This window comes from Massilia sp. CFBP9012 (genome assembly GCF_034045115.1).
Lineage (GTDB): Bacteria > Pseudomonadota > Gammaproteobacteria > Burkholderiales > Burkholderiaceae_D > Telluria.
The window spans coordinates 14,211-33,043 of sequence record NZ_JAXCWM010000016.1 but is presented as its reverse complement, the minus strand read 5'-3'; the positions used below and the strand labels follow the sequence as shown (position 1 = coordinate 33,043).

Below are 18,833 nucleotides of genomic sequence, written 5' to 3'. Positions count from 1 at the left end.
GCATCCGCATCCCTACCATGCTCCCACCTGAACCCACACTGGAGCGAACATGAACGTCATCCTGATCACCGGCGCCAGCCGCGGCATCGGCGCCGCCGCCGCCATCGAATGCGCGCGGCGCGGCATGGGCGTGGTCCTGAGCTACAAGGACCATCCCGAAGCGGCCGAGGCGGTCGTCGAGCGCATCGTCCACGATGGCGGCAAGGCCGTCGCACTGCGGCTGGACGTGGGCGACATCGCCAGCTTCGCCGGCTTCAACGACGCGCTGACGCAGGCGCTGGACCACACCTGGGGCGCGACCCACCTGCACGGCCTGGTCAACAACGCGGGCCACGGCCTGTTCAACCCGATCGAGCGGGTCACGCCGGAACAGTTCGACGGCCTGCTCGACGTGCACCTGAAAGGCCCGTTCTTCCTGACGCAATCCCTGCTGCCGTTACTGGCGGACGGCGCCGCGATCGTCAACCTCACCAGCGCCACCACGCGCGTGGCCATGAGCGGCGTCGCGCCGTATGCCGCCTTCAAGGGCGGCCTCGAGGTGCTGACCCGCTACATGGCCCAGGAATTCGGCCCGCGCCGCATCCGCGCCAACGCGGTGTCGCCGGGCGCGATCCGTACCCAATTGGGCGGCGGATTGAACGATGAATTCGAAGCCCTGCTGGCATCTCGGACCGCGCTCGGCCGGGTTGGCGAGGCGGATGAAGTGGGGCGCGTGATCGCCAGCCTGCTGGGCCCGGAACTGGCCTGGGTCAACGCCCAGTCGATCGAGGTCGGCGGCGGCTACCAGATCTGAGCGGATGACATTTGTCAGCCAGGATCGATGGCAAGCGATTCTATCGGGCCGGGCAGGGCATCGACATACTGGCCTCACACCAACCCCGTGAGGAAACCATGTCCGCTCCCGTCCTGAAAACAATCGCCGTCGCCATCGGCTTCACCCTGTCCAGCCTGGCGCTGGCCGCCGCCACCCTGGTTCAGGACGTGCGCGTCTTCGACGGCAAGACCGTGCACGAACGCCGGTCGGTACTGTTCGACGGTGGCGTCATCGTCGACGCCGACTTCCGCGGTGCGCCACCGGCAGGCAGCCGCATCGTCAGCGGCGCCGGCCGCACCCTGCTGCCGGGCCTGATCGATGCTCATACCCATGCGTTCAGGCAACTCGATCTGCCGCTGCTGTTCGGCGTCACCACCCAAGTCGACATGTTCACCGCCGTGCCGCTGATGCAGGAGGTCAAGGGCAGCATGGCGACCGGCCGTAATGCGGGCAGGGCCGACATGTTCTCGGCCGGCACCCTGGCCACCGCCCCGAACGGCCACGGCACCAAGTACGGCCTGCCCATTCCGACCCTGAGCCGGCCGGACCAGGCGCGCGACTTCGTCGATGCGCGCATCGCCGAAGGCTCTGACTTCATCAAGATCGTGCTCGAAGCCGGAGGCCAGGGCACCAGCAAGATGAATTCGCTCGACCTGGCGACCGCCAGGGCGCTGATCGAGGCCGCCCACCTGCGCGGCAAGCTGGCCGTGGTCCACGTCAGCAACAAGCAGGATGCGCGCGCCGTGCTGGAGGCCGGCGCCGACGGCCTGGTGCACCTGTTCCTGGGCGCGGCGCCCGATCGACAGGCGGTCGATGGCCTGGCCCGGCTGGCCAGGACCAGGGGCGCCTTCGTGATTCCGACCTTCGCGGTCCTGGAAAGCATGGCCGGCGTGCGCGGCGACGACCTGCTCGCCGACGCCCGGCTGGCGGCGCTGGTCGACCGCGAAGGCGCCGCCACGCTCAGGGCGCGCTATGGCGCGCAGGCGCGGCCCCAGGCGCTGGCGGCGCCGAAAGCCGTCACCGCCGCATTGCGCAAGGCCGGCGTGCCGATCCTGGCCGGGACCGATGCCGGCAACGCCGGCACCCTGTACGGCATCAGCATGCACCGAGAACTGGCGGCGCTGGTCGAGGCGGGCCTGAGCCCGGCCGAGGCGCTGGCCGCCGCCACCAGCGCGCCGGCCGCGGCCTTCAGGCTGGGCCAGCGCGGCTGCATCGCCAAGGGCTGCAAGGCCGACCTGCTGCTGGTCGAGGGCAATCCGGCGGCCGACATCAAGGCCACGCGCCGCATCGTCGAGGTCTGGAAGGATGGCCAGAGCGCCAATGGCCTGCGCGATGCGCGGCGCCAGCGGGTGGCGCAGGAAGGCAGCGGGGCCACCCGTCAGGCGCTGCCGCCGTATGGCCGCATCAGCGACTTCAGTGCGGGCCGCCTGGGCAGTCAGTTCGGCAGCGGCTGGATGCCGTCGACCGACCAGATCGCGGGCGGCAAGTCGACCGTCAAGCTCGAGGTGCTGCCGCCGCTGCCCGACGGACAAGTGCCGCTGGCGGTGCGCGCCACGGTCGCGCCGGGCTTGCCGTTCGCGTGGTCTGCCGTGGCCTTCATGCCCGGCGCCCAGCCGATGCGGCCGGTTGACCTGAGCGCGGCGAAGACCCTGCGCTTCAAGGTGCGCGGCGACGGCAAGACCTATCAGGTGATGCTGATGGGCGCCGGCAACGCTCGGCCCAGCACAGTGCCCTTCGTGGCCAAGGGCGAGTGGGAAGAGGTGAGCGTACCCTTGTCGGCCTTCGCCGGCATCGATCCGGCCGCCGTTGCCATGCTAGCATTCAGCGCCGGCCCGCAAGCCGGCGACTACCGCTTCGAACTCGTCGACGTGCGCCTGCTGGGACAAGAATAATGACTGAGCCAACCATCATGACGACGCTCCGGCACGCGCTGGCGCGGCCCTGGATCCCGCCCGAATACGGCAGGCTGCAATACCTGTGGCTGCTGTCGCTCGGCTACCTGTTCTGGAAATTCGCCTACATGACGCCCGGCGCGCTGGAGGCGGCCATGCTGACGCTGACGCTGGTAGTCTTCGTTGTGCTGTACTGCTTCAGCTTCTGGGCGCGCGGCTGGCAGGTCCACGCCTGCGTGGCGGCGAGCTGCCTGCTCGGCGCATTGTGGGCGCGCTGGAATCCGGGCGCCGCCTGCTTCTTCATCTTCGCCTGCGCCATGTGCGCCCGCATCCCGCGGACTGGCCACGCCGTCGGCGGCATGCTGGCGGTGCTCGCCGGCGGGGTGGCGGCCTCGTTCCTGGTCGAGGGCCGGATGCAGACGGTGTTCCTGTTGCCGCTGCTGCTGGTCGGCCTGCCGGTGGGCCTGTCGACCCTGATGGACCAGCGCCTGCGCGACTCGCGCGCCCGCTTGACGCGCAAGCAGGAAGAAGTGGAGCACATGGCGCGCATCGCCGAGCGCGAACGCATCTCACGCGACCTGCACGACCTGCTCGGCCATTCGCTGTCGACGATCGCGCTCAAGGCCGAACTGGCCGGCAAGCTGGCGCGGCGCGACCTCGATGCCTGCGAACGCGAGATCGCCGACATCGAAGCCAGCGCGCGCAATGCCCTGGCCGAGGTGCGCGCGGCGGTCACCGGCTACCGCGAGAGCGGCCTGGCCCAGGCCCTGGCCAGCGCCCGCGCCAGCCTGCAGGCCGCCGAGGTCGTGCTCGACGAGCGGGTCGAGCGCATCGACCTGGCCCCGGCGGTGGAACACGTGGTGGCGCTGGCGGTGCGCGAGGCGGTGACGAATATCGTGCGCCATGCCCGGGCGTCGCGCTGCACGCTGTCGCTGAGCCGCGAAGATGGCCACGCCGTACTGCGCGTGCACGACGACGGCCGCCTGCGCGATACCGATGAGATAAGGCATGGCAACGGGCTGGCCGGCATGCAGGAGCGGGTGACGGCGCTCGGCGGGCGCATGAAGCTGGCCGCCGGCGATGGCCTGGCGCTCGAGCTGCAGGTGCCGGCATGATCCGCGTCCTGATCGCCGAAGACCAGCAGCTGGTGCTGGGCGCCCTGAGCGCGCTGCTGCGGCTGGAGCCCGACATCGAGGTGGTGGCCGGCGCGCTCGATGGCCGCGAGGCGCTGGCCCTGTGCGAACGCCTCGTTCCCCACATCGTGCTGACCGATATCGAGATGCCGCATATGACCGGCATCGAACTGGCGCAGGCGCTGTCTTCGAGAAAGCTGGCCTGCCGCGTGGTGGTGGTGACGACCTTCGCCCGCAGCGGCTACCTGCGGCGCGCGATGGAGGCGGGCGTGCGCGGCTACCTGCTCAAGGATGCGCCGGTCGAGGCGCTGGCCGATGCCATCCGCGTCGTGCACGGTGGCGGCCGCGCGATCGCGCCCGAGCTGGCTTTGGCAAGCTGGAACGGCGGCAGCGACCCGCTGACCGAGCGCGAACGCCAGGTGCTGCGCCTGGCCGGAGAAGGGCGCTCCAGCGTCGAGATCGCGCGCCAGGTCCACCTGTCTGAGGGCACGGTGCGCAACTATCTGTCGGAGGCGATCAGCAAGCTGGGCGCAGGGAATCGCGTGGAAGCGTACCGGATGGCGCGCGATGCGGGTTGGCTATAGCGTTTGCGTGGTGCTGCGTTCGCGCTGCACATTGCGGCGCAGCGGAATCCACTGGATCGGTTTCGGCATTCGCCGGGAAGGCGTCCTGGGCACGATCGGCTGCTGCGGCACATGGGTCAGCGGATAGATGAAGCTGAAATACAGCAGGATCGTCAGCATCAACAGGAAGGTGCACAGATAGACCATCAGCATATTGCTGGCATGCCAGATCACGACGCCGCTGGCGCCGAAGGGCACCATCAGGAGCAGGGCGGCGAACGAGCGCAGCATGGCATCGCGGTTCATGCGGTGGCCGGCCATCGCGACCAGGAAAAAACCGCCCGAGCCGAGCGCCACGCCGACCAGCACGATGTACGGTTCCATCCAGTCAGGAATGCCGTGCGCGGTCGAGGCCAGCAAGGCGGCCGGCAACAGGATGCCGAACACGCCGCCAGCCAGGCTGAGCAGGCGAATCACGCGCATGGCCCGTCCGCGGAAGACGGGGCGTGCGGCACGCGCTACGGAAGTCGGTTTCATTGCGCCAATCAGGTTCCAAGGTGGGCTGGAAGTAACGTCCGGCAACACGTCGCGGTTGACGTGATGTTCGCGTAAGGATAGCCGACATTGCCCAGCGCGTGAACCAGGCGTGCGCTAGTGCCCGACGCTCTTGGAAAACAGGTTGATGACCAGCACCCCAGCGATGATCAGGCCCAGGCCGGCGATGGCCGCCAGGTCCAGGCTTTGCTTGAAATACAACCAGCTGACCAGGGAGATAAGCACGATGCCGACGCCGGACCAGATCGCATAGGCGATGCCGGTGGGCAGCACGCGCAGGCTGAAGGTGAGCAGGTAGAACGACAGGGCGTAACAGCCGACCGTGATCAGGCTCGGAATGGGACGGGTGAAACTGTCGGAGGCCTTGAGGGCGGTGGTGCCGATCACTTCGGCGACGATGGCAAAGCCAAGGAAGATATAGGCTTGATTGAGGGTCATCAGGAAGAAAAACGGCCCGTCGCCGGGCCGCGTTGAGGTTTATTGTTCGCGCTGCCAGGTCTGAGTGCGGCCGAACATCGGGGCGCCGACATAGCCGCGCACTTCGAGCTTGCTGCCGTTGTCGGCCAGGCTGGCCTTGCTCTTGTAGGTCTTGCCGTTGGACGGATCGAGGATCTGGCCGCCGGTGTAGTCGTTGCCTTCTTTCTTGAGGCCCGAGAGGATCGTCATGCCGATGATCGGCTGGTCCTTGCGCGCGTCGCTGCATTTCACGCATTTGGGATTCTGGTCCTGGTCCGCCGGGCGGAACAGTTTCTCGATCTTGCCGGTCAGGACGCCGCCTTCCTCGGTGATACGCACCAGCGCCTTCGGCTTGCCGGTCTCGTCATCGATGGTTTTCCAGGTGCCGACCGGCGAGGCGCCTTGCGCGAACGCGGCGGCGGGCAGGGCGAACATGGCGGCGATCAGGCCGGCGCGCATCAGGTGTCGCATGGGTGTCTCCAGTGTTGTTGTTGGTATCGCAGAGTGTAGCAAAGTCACCTGGCAACGGGAGGGGCCGGAATCAGAGGGTTTCCTCCAAAACCGGCGTTGAGGTTCAGGGCGCGTTGCGCACGTCTTCCGGCGTGACCTGGTGGCGCCGCTCGGCCGGGCGGGTCAGCACGCGCATGGTGACGTCCAGCGGCACCCCGAGCTCGGCGAGCTGGCGTGCGGCGCCGGAACGGTTGTCGGCAGACGCTTCGTGGATCACGGCGTCGATGCGCAGGGAGGTCTTGTAGTCGCTTCGTCGGTCCATGGTCCGATCCTACCATGTCTTGACGTATTGCCATTTCCTGCTGAGCCGGTGGCGAATCGCAGCCATTCTATTTTTTTCCGATGCAAGTTTTTCATGAATTGTTGTATCTTGTGGCATCTTTTTCCCACGCCACAAGGACATTGCATGCTCGACCTGGTCAACGCTATCAACGGCATCATCTGGAGCCCCATCATGATCGCCCTGTGCCTCGGCGCCGGGCTGTATTTCTCCGTACGTTCGCGCTTCCTGCAGCTGCGCCACGTGCGCGAGATGGTGCGCCTGATGCGCGAAGGGAAGAGCTCGGAGCAGGGCGTGTCCTCGTTCCAGGCGCTGGCCATGACGCTGGCCGGCCGGGTCGGCACCGGCAATATCGCCGGCGTCGCCACCGCGATCACCTTCGGCGGCCCTGGTGCGGTGTTCTGGATGTGGATGATGGCCTTCCTCGGCGCCAGCTCGGCCTTCGTCGAATCGACCCTGGGCCAGGTCTACAAGGAGCCGCTGGGCAACCAGTACCGCGGCGGCCCTGCCTTCTACATCGAGAAAGGCCTGGGCATGAAGCGCTACGCCTGGACCTTCGCGCTGGCCACGCTGCTGGCGACCGGGCTGCTGCTGCCCGGCGTGCAGGCCAACTCGATCGCCGAGGGCCTGAGGACCGCGGCCGGCATCGACCCGCTGTACACCGGCATCGGCCTGGCCGTGCTGCTTGCCATCATCATCTTCGGCGGCGTCAAGCGCATCGCCAGCTTCGCCGAGATCGTGGTGCCGTTCATGGCGGCCGCCTACATCCTGGTGGCGGTGGTGATCGTGGCGATGAATATCAGCGAGCTGCCGGGCGTGCTGCAGCTGATCTTCAGCTCGGCCTTCGGCCTGGACGCCGGCTTCGGCGCCATGCTCGGCCTGGCGATCCAGTGGGGCGTCAAGCGCGGCATCTACTCGAACGAGGCCGGCCAGGGCACCGGCCCGCACGCTTCCTCGGCGGCCGAAGTGAGCCATCCGGCCAAGCAGGGCCTGGTGCAGGGCTTCTCGATCTATATCGACACCCTGCTGGTGTGCTCGGCGACCGCCTTCATGCTGCTCATGACCGGCCAGTACAACGTCGAAAACCCGGACGGCACGCCGGTGTTCGTCGGCATCCAGGGCGTGGCCTCGGGGCCGGGTTATGTCCAGACCGCGCTCGAGAACGTGATGCCGGGCTTCGGCGCGCTGTTCGTGGCGATCGCGCTGCTGTTCTTCGCCTTCACCACCATCGTCGCCTACTACTACATCGCCGAGACCAATATCGCCTACATGGACCGCCACGGCCGCCATCCGTGGCTCGGCTTCGTGCTCAAGCTGTGCATCGTCTCGGCCACCATCTACGGCGCGGTCAAGACCGCCGACGTGGCCTGGGGCCTGGGCGACATCGGCGTGGGCCTGATGGCGTGGCTGAACATCGTCGCCATCGTGATGCTGCACAAGGTGGCGTTCAAGTGCCTGCGCGACTACGAGGCGCAGAAGAAGGCCGGCAAGGATCCGGAGTTCGATCCGAAGGCGCTCGGGATCGAGAACGCGCATTACTGGGAGCAGCGCGCCGCCGCCTTGCGCGCGCCGCAAGCGCCTGTGCGCGACGACGCACCGGTTAAATAAGTTATTCGCGCAGCGCCAGCCGCGACTGGCGCAGGCTGCGCTCCACATTGGCGAGTGCCGCCTGTGGCATGGTGCGCCACCTGGTCCATGAAAACGGCGGCACGGTGCGCTATGCAAGGTGGGCAAGGGCGCCCGCTTCGTGATCAGCTTCTGATGGCGTCCGGTGCGCGGGCATCCGCGTATATGGTGCATACCAATCTGGATGCAAGGAGAAAGCGATGGCGCTTCGCACGGGAACGAGCGATGTGATGTGGCGGTGGCAGGGGACCAAGGAATGCTGCTGGCTGACGTGCATCGAAATGCTCATGTACACCAAGTACAGGAATATTTATGGGGAAAACCGGATTGCCCATCCGGACTTCGCAATGGAAGAGTACAGGAAGAACAAGGGTTCCCGTCTCGAGTTGCATGCCGAAGACTACGGTCTCGTCACGAACGATACCCTGGTAAGCAGTCATGAGCAGCGTGATTGGGAGGTTGCGCTCGAACGAGGCCCGGTTATTGCAGCAGGCAAGTATGGCGCCGGAAAGCTCGGATGGGGCGAGCATGCCATCCTGATCATTGGCGTCAGCAGAACTGGCAATCTGGTGTACTACAACCCGAATGTCTTCAGTTTTCTTACCTCCAAATCCGACCGTCGCTCTTATATGTCCATCAGGCGGTGCCAGCAGCTGGCGACGCGTACGGGACTGGGCGGGCCGTTCTGGCAGGTGCGGGCGGATGCCGCCCGCAGCGGGCAGATATTCAGTGAAGTCGACGTGTCCGCACAGTCATTCAAGGTCGGTACGGTGCGGCGCGGGTTTGCTTCTGACTTTTATTGATCGCCTGCGCGGCCTAGCTGGCGAAGTAGGACAGGAACATCGATACCGCGGCGTCGATGACCCGCTCCTGTTGCCCGGGCGATAGCGGTGCGGCGCCCATCGCGATCTGCGGCCAGAAGGCGAAGGTCTTGACCTGGCCCTGCAGCAGGGTCGCCGCGAACGAAGGATCGCCCGGTTTCAGCTTGCCGTCAGCCTGGGCCGCACGGATCCAGGCAGTGACACCTTCTTCGCGCTCGCCCAGGCGGGCAATCACCGGCAAGGTGCGCTCCGGCGCGTGAATCGCTTCGCCGATCGCCACCCGCGCCAGGGCGATGAATTCCGGGTCGGCCAGGGTGTGCATCTTCAGCGTCATCAGTTCGACCAGCTGCTCGCGCAGGCTGCGCTCCGGCTGGTAGCCCAGTTCGAGCTGGCCGGCGCTGCTTTCGAACATCTGCATCACGGTCTCGGCGAACAGCTCTTCCTTGCTGGCGAAGTGGTTGTAGACGGTGCGCTTGGACACTTCCGCAAGGGCCGCGATGGCGTCCATGCTGGCGGTTTCGTAACCGTGGACCCGAAACTGCTCGGCAGCGGCGGCCAGGATGGCGCTGCGTTTTCGGTCGGTCAGGCGGGTCGGCGTGTGCATACGCGAATTCTACACTCAGTAGTTTACTTTCTCAAATTTCGATACTACACTGTGTAGTGTACTTTACGACTATCTATTCATATCATGCGCCTACTGTTCGGCACTATCCTACTTGGAGCAATCGCAATCATGGCTGCCTGCACCTCCTTCGCCAGCACCACCACCGCACCCGCTTCGCCGCAATTCCACGACGGGAAATACCGCAACCCGGTCGAGATGCACAAGATGAGTTTTGGCGAAATGGCCAAGCTGTGGTGGATTTTCATGTTCGACAAGCCCAAGGGCACGATTCCCGAGCAGGCGGTGCCGGTGCGCGCCCTGAGCCAGGCCGCACTGCTGGCGGCGCCCGACCACACCTTGTATCGCCTCGGCCATTCGACCATGCTGATCAAGCTCGGCGGCGAGTTCTATCTCACCGATCCGGTGTTCTCGGAACGCGCCTCGCCCGTGCAGTGGGCCGGCCCGGCGCGCTTCCATGCGCCGCCGATCTCGATCGACGAACTGCCGCCGATCAAGGCCGTGATCCTGTCGCACGACCACTACGATCACCTCGACCACGCCTCGGTGAAGGCACTGGCGGCCAAGACCACGATGTTCCTGACGCCGTTGGGCGTGGGCGACCGCTTGATCGACTGGGGAGTGGACCGCGCCAAGGTGCGCCAGTTCGACTGGTGGCAGGGGACGGAGGTGGGCGGCGTGCGCATCACCGCCACCCCGGCCCAGCATTTCTCTGGCCGCGGGCTGCACGATGCGGGCAAGACACTGTGGGCCTCGTGGGTGATCCAGCACGACGAGCTGCGCCTGTTCTTCAGCGGCGACACCGGCTACTTCAAGGGCTTCAAGGAGATCGGCGCCAGGTTCGGCCCGTTCGACGTCGCGCTGCTGGAAACCGGCGCCTACGACAAGCGCTGGCCCGACGTCCACATGCAGCCCGAGGAAACCATGCAGGCCTTCCATGACCTGAATGCGGGCTGGCTGTTCCCGGTGCATAACGGCACCTTCGACCTGGGGATGCATCGCTGGCAGGATCCGTTCGACCGGATCGCGCAGCTGGCGGACGACAAGGGCGTCAAGCTGACCACGCCCGAGATGGGGGAGGCGCTGGACCTGAAACAGCCGCATGCTGGCGGGCGCTGGTGGCAGGGCTTGAAATAAGGAGAGGCTGCGAGAAGCTGCAAGAGGCTGCGAGATTCTGCGTATCGAAACGCTCATTCTTCCAGCAGCCCAAAAACGTCGTCTCCGCGGAGGCGGGGACCCAAGTTAGCTTGAGCAGCCACTTAAATTCGCATAAGTGGTCTGCTTAAAACTTGGGTCCCCGCCTGCGCGGGGACGACGTGCGACTGCCAGCGACGATCAAGCGGCCGGCAGCTTCTCCAGCTGCTCCTGCATCTTGGCCAGGGTGGCCGAGAAGTTTGCCACGCGTTCCTGCTCCTGCGCCACCACGGCGGCCGGCGCGCGGGCCACGAAGCTTTCGTTCGACAGCTTGCCGTTGGCCTTGGCGATCTCGCCGGAGACGCGGGCGATCTCCTTCGACAGGCGCTCGCGTTCGGCGGCGACGTCGATCTCGACCTTCAGCATCAGCTTGGTGGTGCCGACGATCGACACCGCGGCTGGCGATTCCGGCAGTGCGTCGACGATCTGCACTTCGGCCAGTTTGCCCAGCAGCTGGATGTACGGTGCGAACACCGCCATCCTGGCGCGATCGGCTTCATTGCCCGGCTCGACGATCAGCGGCACGCGCACCGACGGCGACAGCGACATCTCGCCGCGCAGGTTGCGGGTGGCGTCGGTCAGCGCCTTGAATTGCTCCATCCAGGCTTCGGCTTCTTCGTCGACCAGCGAGGTATCGGCCAGCGGGTAGGGCTGCAGCATGATCGTTTCACCGGTCTTGCCGGCCAGCGGCGCGATGCTCTGCCACAGCGCCTCGGTCACGAACGGGATGATCGGATGCGCCAGGCGCAGGATCACTTCCAGCACGCGCAGCAGCGTGTGGCGGGTGGCGCGCTGCTGGGCTTCGGTGCCTTGCTGGACGCTCACCTTGGCCACTTCCAGGTACCAGTCGCAGTACTCGTCCCATACGAACTTGTAGATGCTGCTGGCGATATTGTCGAAGCGGTAGTCGGCAAAGCCTTTCGCGATGTCGAGCTCGACGCGGTTCATCAGCGAGATGATCCAGCGGTCGGCCGGGGACAGGTCTTCGGCAGCCGGAGCGCCGCAATCCTTGCCCTCGGTATTCATCATCACGAAGCGGGTCGCGTTCCACAGCTTGTTGCAGAAGTTGCGGTAACCCTCGGCGCGGCCCAGGTCGAAGTTGATGTTGCGGCCCAGCGAAGCGTAGCTCGCCATGGTGAAGCGCACGGCGTCGGTGCCGAAGGCCGCGATCCCGTCCGGGAATTCCTTGCGCGTGGCCTTGGCGATCTTCTCGGCCGCGCGCGGGTCCATCAAGCCGGTGGTGCGCTTGGCCACCAGGGTCTCGACGTCGATGCCGTCGATCAGGTCGATCGGATCGAGCGTGTTGCCCTTCGACTTCGACATCTTCTGGCCCTGCGAGTCGCGCACCAGGCCGTGCACGTATACGGTCTCGAACGGCACCTTGCCGGTGAAGTGGGCGGTCATCATGACCATGCGCGCCACCCAGAAGAAGATGATGTCGAAGCCGGTGACCAGCACCGACGACGGCAGGAACATCTTCATGTCCGGCGTTTCTTCGGGCCAGCCCATGGTCGAGAAGGGCACCAGGGCCGACGAGAACCAGGTGTCGAGCACGTCGTCGTCGCGGCGCAGCTCACCGGCGATGCCTTGTGCGGCGGCCTTGGCCTGGGCTTCTTCTTCGTCGCGCGCGACGACGATGCTGCCGTCCTCGGCGAACCAGGCCGGGATGCGGTGGCCCCACCACAGCTGGCGCGAGATGCACCAGTCCTGGATATTGCCCAGCCACTGGTTGTAGGTCGTGCTCCAGTTCTCGGGCACGAACTTGATCTCGCCGTTGGCGACTTTTTCCAGCGCCACGTCGGTGATCGACTTACCTGGATTGAAAGTGCCTTCCGGGGCCGGCTTGGTCATGGCGACGAACCACTGGTCGGTCAGCATCGGCTCGATCACGACGTTGGTGCGGTCGCCGCGCGGAACCATCAGCTTGTGCGGCTTGATCTGTTCCATCAGGCCGAGCGCTTCCAGGTCGGCGACGATCTGCTTGCGCGCGGCGAAGCGGTCCAGGCCCTGGTACTGGGCCGGGCCGTTTTCGTTGATCTTGGCGTCCAGCGTGAAGATATTGATCGGCGCTAGGTTCGCGCGCTGGCCGACGGCGTAGTCGTTGAAATCGTGGGCCGGGGTGATCTTGACGCAGCCGGTGCCGAATTCCTTGTCGACGTAGCTGTCGGCGATGATCGGGATCTCGCGACCGGTGAGCGGCAGCTTGATCAGTTTGCCCACGAGGCTCGTATACCGTTCGTCGGTCGGGTCGACCGCGACGGCGACGTCGCCCAGCATGGTTTCGGGACGGGTGGTGGCGACCGTCAGGTGGCCGCTGCCGTCGACCAGCGGGTACTGGATGTACCACATCGAGCCGTCTTCTTCCTGCGAATCGACTTCGAGGTCCGACACGGCCGTGCCCAGCACCGGATCCCAGTTGACCAGGCGCTTGCCGCGGTAGATCAGGCCCTGCTCGTACAAGCGCACGAAGACTTCGACCACCGACTTCGAGCGGGTTTCGTCCATCGTGAAGTATTCGCGCTTCCAGTCGGGCGAGGCGCCCAGGCGGCGCATCTGGCCGGTGATGGTGTCGCCCGATTTTTCCTTCCACTCCCAGACCTTTTCGAGGAAGGCGTCGCGGCCGAGGTCGTGGCGCGAGATCTTCTGGGCGTCGAGCTGGCGCTCGACCACGATCTGCGTGGCGATGCCGGCGTGGTCGGTGCCCGGCACCCAGGCGGTGTTGTAGCCGCGCATGCGGTAGTAGCGGGTCAGGCCGTCCATGACGGTCTGGTTGAACGCGTGGCCCATGTGCAAGGTGCCGGTCACGTTTGGCGGCGGCAGCTGGATGCTGAACGATGGCTTGCCCTCGTCCATGGTGGCGGTGAAGTAACCGCGTTTTTCCCACTCGGCGCGCCAGAACTGTTCAATATCGGCTGGCTCGAAAGACTTGGCTAATTCCATGATGTGGTCGGAGTGATATTTTCGAAAACAACCATTATAAATTACAAGCGCGTATAATTTACTGCGCTGGACCGGGGAAACTCGGCCGGCAAACGCTAGGGGTCCTGTGCGTCGTTACAACGGCGCGTGGGTGAGAAATACCCTCCGAACCTGATCTGGATAATGCCAGCGAAGGGAAGCAGCCGAATCGATGCAAGCGTGCGCACATCCGCCCGTTTTGCCGCACCCGGCACCTCCTTTGCTGGCTCCGCAAGCAAGGGAGCCACATGAACGCACCTCTGAAATTTGACGCCGCCACCGCCACGGTGGACCACGCGGCCGTCAACCCACTACCCAATTCGCGCAAGGTCTATATCGAAGGCAGCCGGCCCGACATCCGTGTGCCGATGCGCGAAATCAGCCAGTCGCCCACGCCCGACAGCTTCGGCGCCGAGCCGAATCCGCCGCTGTTCGTCTACGACACCTCCGGCCCGTACACCGAGCCGGGCGCGGCGATCGACATCCGCAGCGGCCTGGCGCCGATGCGCCAGGCATGGATCGCCGAACGGGGCGACACCGGGCAGCTGGACGGCCCGACCTCGCACTACGGCCAGGCGCGGCTGAACGACCCGCAGCTGGCCGCGCTGCGCTTTAACCTGCAGCGCGCGCCGCGCCAGGCCAGGAGCGGCGCCAACGTCACCCAGATGCACTATGCGCGCCAGGGGATCATCACGCCCGAGATGGAATTCATCGCCCTGCGCGAAAACATGCAGCGCAAGCAATACATCGCCTCGCTGGAGTCGTCCGGCCCGATGGGCCAGCGGGTAGCGGCGCTGCTGGGCCGCCAGCATCCGGGCCAGTCCTTCGGCGCCAGCATCCCGGCCGAGATCACGCCCGAATTCGTGCGCTCGGAAGTGGCGCGCGGCCGCGCCGTCATCCCGGCCAATATCAACCACCCGGAACTGGAACCGATGATCATCGGCCGCAACTTCCTGGTGAAGGTCAACGCCAATATCGGCAACTCGGCCGTCACCTCGTCGATCGGCGAGGAAGTGGAAAAGATGACCTGGGCCATCCGCTGGGGCGCCGACACGGTGATGGACCTCTCGACCGGCAAGCACATCCACGAGACGCGCGAATGGATCCTGCGTAACAGCCCGGTGCCGATCGGCACGGTGCCGATCTACCAGGCGCTGGAAAAGGTCAATGGCAAGGCCGAGGACCTGAGCTGGGAGATCTTCCGCGACACCTTGATCGAACAGGCCGAGCAGGGCGTCGATTACTTCACCATCCACGCCGGCGTGCTGCTGCGTTACGTGCCGATGACGGCGAACCGCCTGACCGGCATCGTCTCGCGCGGCGGTTCGATCATGGCCAAGTGGTGCCTGGCCCACCACCGCGAATCCTTCCTGTACACGCACTTCGAGGACATCTGCGACATCATGAAGGCCTATGACGTCTCGTTCAGCCTGGGCGACGGCCTGCGGCCCGGCTCGATCTACGACGCCAACGACGAAGCCCAGCTGGCCGAACTGAAGACGCTGGGCGAGCTGACCCAGATCGCCTGGAAGCACGACGTGCAGACCATCATCGAGGGCCCCGGCCACGTGCCGCTGCACCTGATCAAGGAAAACATGGACCTGCAGCTGGAGCAGTGCCACGAGGCGCCGTTCTACACGCTGGGGCCGCTCACGACCGATATCGCGCCGGGCTACGACCACATCACCTCGGGCATCGGCGCGGCCAATATCGGCTGGTACGGCACCGCCATGCTGTGCTACGTGACGCCCAAGGAGCACCTGGGCCTGCCCGACAAGAACGACGTCAAGGATGGCATCATCACCTACAAGATCGCCGCCCACGCGGCCGACCTGGCCAAGGGCCATCCCGGCGCCCAGCTACGCGACAACGCGCTGTCGAAGGCGCGCTTCGAGTTCCGCTGGGAAGACCAGTTCAACCTGGGCCTCGACCCGGACAAGGCGCGCGAATTCCACGACGAGACCCTGCCGAAGGATTCGGCCAAGGTCGCCCACTTCTGCTCGATGTGCGGCCCGCATTTCTGCTCGATGAAGATCACCCAGGAGGTGCGCGAATATGCCGCCGCCAGGGGCGTGCAGGGGGAGACCGCGCTGACGCACGGCATGCAGGAAAAGGCGATCGAGTTCGTGAAAAACGGCGCCCAGCTGTACCGGGAGGTGTGAATGACGCCAATCGAAGTCAACGGGGCGCCGTGCACGGTGCCGCAGGGGCAAACCCTGTTCGGCCTGCTGGAGCAACTGGGCCTGAGCGGACAGGGGATGGCGCTGGCGGTCAACCGCGAGGTGGTGCCGCGCCAGCAATGGCTGCACCGGCGCCTGCATGAGCAGGACCGGGTCGATATCGTGCGCGCCATCGGTGGCGGCTGACAGGAGACAAGACATGAATGCATTGAACGACATCAAACAGGACGTGCTGACCATCGCCGGCCGTTCTTACCAATCGCGCCTGCTGGTCGGCAGCGGCAAGTACCGCGACCTGGAACAGACTCGCGAAGCCACGCTGGCCGCCGGCGCCGAGATCATCACGGTGGCGATCCGCCGCGTGAACATCGGCCAGGACCCGAACGCGCCTAGCCTGCTCGACGTGCTGCCGCCGAACGAGTTCACCATCCTGCCGAATACGGCAGGCTGCTACACCGCCAAGGATGCGATCTACACCTTGCAGATGGCGCGCGAGCTGCTGGGCGGCCACAAGCTGGTCAAGCTCGAGGTGCTGGGCGACCAGAAGACGCTGTTCCCGCACATGCCGGAGACCCTGGTCGCGGCCGAGGCGTTGGTGAAGGACGGCTTCGACGTCATGGTCTACTGCAGCGACGACCCGATCCAGGCCCGCATCCTGCAGGAGATCGGCTGCGTGGCGGTGATGCCGCTGGCCTCCCTGATCGGCTCGGGCATGGGCATCCTCAATCCGTGGAACCTGTCCCTGATCATCGAGCAGGCCACGGTGCCGGTGCTGGTCGATGCCGGCGTCGGCACGGCGTCGGACGCCGCGATCGCGATGGAACTGGGCTGCGACGGCGTGCTGATGAACACCGCGATCGCCGCCGCGGGCGATCCGGTACGCATGGCGCGCGCCATGAAGCATGCGGTAATGGCGGGACGGGACGCCTGGCTCGCCGGCCGCATGCCCAAGCGCTTCGCGGCTTCTCCCTCGTCGCCCGTCGAAGGGAAGATCACGGGATGACGCCCTGCGTGCTGGTGTTCGCCGGGCTCGATCCTGGCGGCGGCGCCGGCCTGGCCGCCGACATCCTGGCGATCGCGGCGCAGGGCGCGCACCCGTTGCCGGTGGCCACCGCCCTGACGGCGCAGGACAACAACCGGGTCCATGCGGCGAGCCCGGTCGACGCCGCCTGGATCGCGCGCCAGGCGGCGCCGTTGCTGGCGGCTTTCGACATCGGGGCGGTCAAGCTCGGCATCCCCGGCAATGCCGCCAACGCGGCGGCGATCGTGGACGTCATCCGAGCCTTGCGCGCGCGCCGGCCCACCTTGCCGGTGGTGCTCGATCCGGTGCTGGCCAGCGGCCATGGCGATGCGCTGGGGCAGGGCGACGCTATCAAAGCGCTGCGCGAACTGCTGGCGCTGGCGACGATCGTGCTGCCCAACCTGCCCGAGCGCGAGGCGCTTGGGATGCATGGCGGCCGCCAGATGCTGGTCACCGGCGGCCACGCCGCCGGTGACACCGTCGTCAACCGCTGGCTGGTCGACGGCGTCGAGGCACGCGCCTGGCACTGGCCGCGCCTGCCGCACGGCTACCACGGCAGCGGCTGCACCCTGGCCGCGGCGTTGGCGGCACGGCTGGCGCTGGGCGAGCGCATGGAGGCGGCGCTCGACGCGGCCCAGGCCTATACCCACCACACGCTGGCGCAATCGTATGCGCTGGCGCCAGGGCAGCGCATCCCGCGCCGCTTATTGCAACTGACAACCTGAAAGGAGTCGACATGCGCGGCTTGTACCTCGTTACCCCGAACTGGGACGATACGGAAAAACTGATCGCCGCGACCGACGCCGCCCTTGGCGCCGGCGCCGCGCTGGTCCAGTACCGCCACAAGGAAGCCGGTCCCGACCTGCGCAAGGAACAGGCAACAAAGCTGCTGGCGCTGTGCCGCCGCCATGGCCGGCCGCTCGTCATCAACGACCATGTCGACCTGTGCCAGGCGATCGACGCCGACGGCGTACACCTGGGCCATACCGACGCCGGCATCCGCGAAGCGCGCGCGCTGCTGGGCCAGGACAAGATCGTCGGCGCCTCGTGCTACGGCGAACTGGCCCTGGCGCGCACGGCGGTCGAGGCCGGCGCCAGCTATATCGCCTTCGGCGGCTTCTATCCGTCGCCGGTCAAGAAATACACCTTCGTGACGCCGCCCGAGATGCTGGACCAGGCGCGCGCCGAGTTCGACCTGCCGATCGTCGTCATCGGCGGCATGACGCCGAGCAATGCGGCGCCGCTGGTGGCGCGCGGGATCGACCTGGTGGCGGCGATCACGAGCGTCTACGGATCGCGCGATCCCGCCGAGGCGGCGCGCGCGTTCGGCGCGCTGTTCCCGCCCGCCTGAACCTACAATGGGTGCATCGCGATCACCGTCGTCCATCCATGCGCCCATTGCTCCTGTTCGCCCACACCCGCCGCCACCCGTCCGCCATCCTGTTCCTGGTCCAGCTGATCGGCATGCTGGCCTATCCCTTCATCGAGGGCACGCCGGCCGGCCAGGTGGGCTTCAATGTCTTCGGCATCGTGGTGCTGGCCTTCACCATCCGCATGGTGCGGCGCACGCCGGGCGAGGTGCGGGTCAGCTGGGCACTGGCGGTGCCGATCATCGCGCTGCTGCTGGCGCAGATCCTGTTCGGCATGCGCGAACTGCTGGCCTGGTCGTCGGGGCTAGAGGCGCTGTTCTATTTCTATGCGGCGGGCAGCCTGATCGCCTACATGATGGACGACGAGCTGGCCACCACCGACGAGCTGTTCGCGGCCGGCGCCACCTTTACCCTCATTGCATGGGGCTTCACCCACCTGTACGTGCTGCTGCAGGAAGTTCACCCTGGCACCTTTGCCGCTGCCGTGAACTCGGCCGCGCCGCGCACCTGGACCGAACTGAATTACCTGAGCTTCGCGCTGCTGTCGAGCACCGGCATCGGCGACGTGATTCCGCTGACCGTGCATGCGCGGGCGCTGGCCAGTGTCGAGATGCTGATCGGGCTGATGTACCTGGCGGTGGTGGTGGCGCGGTTGATTGCATTTACCACGCGTAACCGGATCGCGGTCGGGCGGGCGCGAAAGCGCCGCATGGAGGATTGGGAGAGGGACTAGCACCATGAGCGTGCCTGATCAGCCACGGTCGATAGATGTGCAGTCTATGAAACTCAAATTGTGAACCAGGTGTTGTAAGGGGATCGCTATTTGGCTAGGTGAAGT

General features: G+C 66.1%; 19 protein-coding genes and 1 riboswitch. Of the genes, 13 read left to right on the top strand and 6 right to left on the bottom strand.

What is annotated here, in order from left to right; translation table 11 throughout:
• Positions 1-49: 49 nt before the first annotated feature.
• From SOM61_RS22830 to SOM61_RS22815, 4 genes are all read left to right on the top strand, one after another.
• Entirely contained in the window at positions 50-793 is a 744-nt protein-coding gene (locus SOM61_RS22830; RefSeq protein WP_320476212.1) for an SDR family NAD(P)-dependent oxidoreductase, read from the top strand.
• A gap of 98 nt (positions 794-891) precedes the next feature.
• Positions 892-2,706, top strand: coding sequence for a CIA30 family protein (locus SOM61_RS22825; protein ID WP_320476211.1), 1,815 nt, complete (start codon positions 892-894; stop codon positions 2,704-2,706).
• Positions 2,706-3,821, top strand: coding sequence for a sensor histidine kinase (locus SOM61_RS22820; RefSeq protein ID WP_320476210.1), 1,116 nt, complete (start codon positions 2,706-2,708; stop codon positions 3,819-3,821). Before SOM61_RS22825 ends, SOM61_RS22820 begins: the two co-directional genes overlap by 1 nt.
• Positions 3,818-4,423: a response regulator transcription factor gene (locus SOM61_RS22815; protein ID WP_320476209.1), complete on the top strand. Its 606-nt coding sequence runs from the start codon at positions 3,818-3,820 to the stop codon at positions 4,421-4,423. Before SOM61_RS22820 ends, SOM61_RS22815 begins: the two co-directional genes overlap by 4 nt.
• Here SOM61_RS22815 and SOM61_RS22810 read toward each other — a convergent pair.
• The 4 genes from SOM61_RS22810 to SOM61_RS22795 all read right to left on the bottom strand — a co-directional run bounded on the left by SOM61_RS22810 (position 4,418) and on the right by SOM61_RS22795 (position 6,185).
• A complete protein-coding gene (locus SOM61_RS22810) occupies positions 4,418-4,885 on the bottom strand; it encodes a hypothetical protein (RefSeq protein WP_320476208.1) in 468 nt (155 codons plus the stop codon). The two genes, SOM61_RS22815 and SOM61_RS22810, sit on opposite strands and share 6 nt — an antisense overlap.
• Before the next feature lie 168 nt (positions 4,886-5,053).
• Positions 5,054-5,395: an SMR family transporter gene (locus tag SOM61_RS22805; RefSeq protein ID WP_320476207.1), complete on the bottom strand. Its 342-nt coding sequence runs from the start codon at positions 5,393-5,395 to the stop codon at positions 5,054-5,056.
• 39 nt (positions 5,396-5,434) lie between these two features.
• Positions 5,435-5,884 (bottom strand): DUF2147 domain-containing protein, encoded by a 450-nt coding sequence (locus tag SOM61_RS22800; RefSeq protein WP_123070007.1) that lies wholly within the window; start codon positions 5,882-5,884, stop codon positions 5,435-5,437.
• Between the two features lie 103 nt (positions 5,885-5,987).
• Positions 5,988-6,185 carry a hypothetical protein gene (locus SOM61_RS22795; RefSeq protein ID WP_320476206.1) on the bottom strand — a complete coding sequence of 66 codons (198 nt, stop codon included), beginning with the start codon at positions 6,183-6,185 and terminating at the stop codon, positions 5,988-5,990.
• A gap of 144 nt (positions 6,186-6,329) precedes the next feature.
• On the opposite strand from SOM61_RS22795, the gene SOM61_RS22790 reads away from it, so the two are divergent.
• On the top strand, positions 6,330-7,811 hold the full coding sequence (locus tag SOM61_RS22790; protein WP_320476205.1) for an alanine/glycine:cation symporter family protein: 1,482 nt from the start codon (positions 6,330-6,332) through the stop codon (positions 7,809-7,811).
• Between the two features lie 218 nt (positions 7,812-8,029).
• A complete protein-coding gene (locus tag SOM61_RS22785) occupies positions 8,030-8,632 on the top strand; it encodes a papain-like cysteine protease family protein (protein ID WP_320476204.1) in 603 nt (200 codons plus the stop codon).
• 13 nt (positions 8,633-8,645) lie between these two features.
• Here the strand turns inward: SOM61_RS22785 and SOM61_RS22780 are convergent, their stop codons facing one another.
• Positions 8,646-9,254: a TetR/AcrR family transcriptional regulator gene (locus SOM61_RS22780; RefSeq protein WP_320476203.1), complete on the bottom strand. Its 609-nt coding sequence runs from the start codon at positions 9,252-9,254 to the stop codon at positions 8,646-8,648.
• Positions 9,255-9,383: 129 nt separating this feature from the next.
• On the opposite strand from SOM61_RS22780, the gene SOM61_RS22775 reads away from it, so the two are divergent.
• Positions 9,384-10,409 (top strand): MBL fold metallo-hydrolase, encoded by a 1,026-nt coding sequence (locus tag SOM61_RS22775; RefSeq protein WP_320476202.1) that lies wholly within the window; start codon positions 9,384-9,386, stop codon positions 10,407-10,409.
• Positions 10,410-10,607: 198 nt separating this feature from the next.
• Here the strand turns inward: SOM61_RS22775 and SOM61_RS22770 are convergent, their stop codons facing one another.
• Positions 10,608-13,406 carry a valine--tRNA ligase gene (locus SOM61_RS22770; RefSeq protein ID WP_320476201.1) on the bottom strand — a complete coding sequence of 933 codons (2,799 nt, stop codon included), beginning with the start codon at positions 13,404-13,406 and terminating at the stop codon, positions 10,608-10,610.
• Between the two features lie 87 nt (positions 13,407-13,493).
• Positions 13,494-13,600, top strand: a riboswitch (TPP riboswitch).
• 72 nt (positions 13,601-13,672) lie between these two features.
• Between SOM61_RS22770 and thiC the strand changes: the two genes are divergently transcribed.
• The 6 genes from thiC to SOM61_RS22740 are packed head-to-tail and all read left to right on the top strand — an operon-like array spanning position 13,673 to position 18,728.
• Positions 13,673-15,586, top strand: coding sequence for a phosphomethylpyrimidine synthase ThiC (gene thiC / locus SOM61_RS22765; RefSeq protein WP_320476200.1), 1,914 nt, complete (start codon positions 13,673-13,675; stop codon positions 15,584-15,586).
• Entirely contained in the window at positions 15,587-15,790 is a 204-nt protein-coding gene (thiS, locus tag SOM61_RS22760) for a sulfur carrier protein ThiS (protein ID WP_123070019.1), read from the top strand.
• A gap of 13 nt (positions 15,791-15,803) precedes the next feature.
• Positions 15,804-16,607 carry a thiazole synthase gene (locus SOM61_RS22755; RefSeq protein ID WP_320476199.1) on the top strand — a complete coding sequence of 268 codons (804 nt, stop codon included), beginning with the start codon at positions 15,804-15,806 and terminating at the stop codon, positions 16,605-16,607.
• Positions 16,604-17,350 carry a hydroxymethylpyrimidine/phosphomethylpyrimidine kinase gene (locus tag SOM61_RS22750; RefSeq protein ID WP_320476198.1) on the top strand — a complete coding sequence of 249 codons (747 nt, stop codon included), beginning with the start codon at positions 16,604-16,606 and terminating at the stop codon, positions 17,348-17,350. The genes SOM61_RS22755 and SOM61_RS22750 overlap by 4 nt, the downstream gene beginning before the upstream one ends.
• An 11-nt stretch (positions 17,351-17,361) precedes the next feature.
• A complete protein-coding gene (gene thiE, locus SOM61_RS22745; protein ID WP_320476197.1) occupies positions 17,362-17,976 on the top strand; it encodes a thiamine phosphate synthase in 615 nt (204 codons plus the stop codon).
• Between the two features lie 38 nt (positions 17,977-18,014).
• On the top strand, positions 18,015-18,728 hold the full coding sequence (locus SOM61_RS22740; protein ID WP_320476196.1) for an ion channel: 714 nt from the start codon (positions 18,015-18,017) through the stop codon (positions 18,726-18,728).
• The last annotated feature ends 105 nt before the right edge of the window (positions 18,729-18,833 follow it).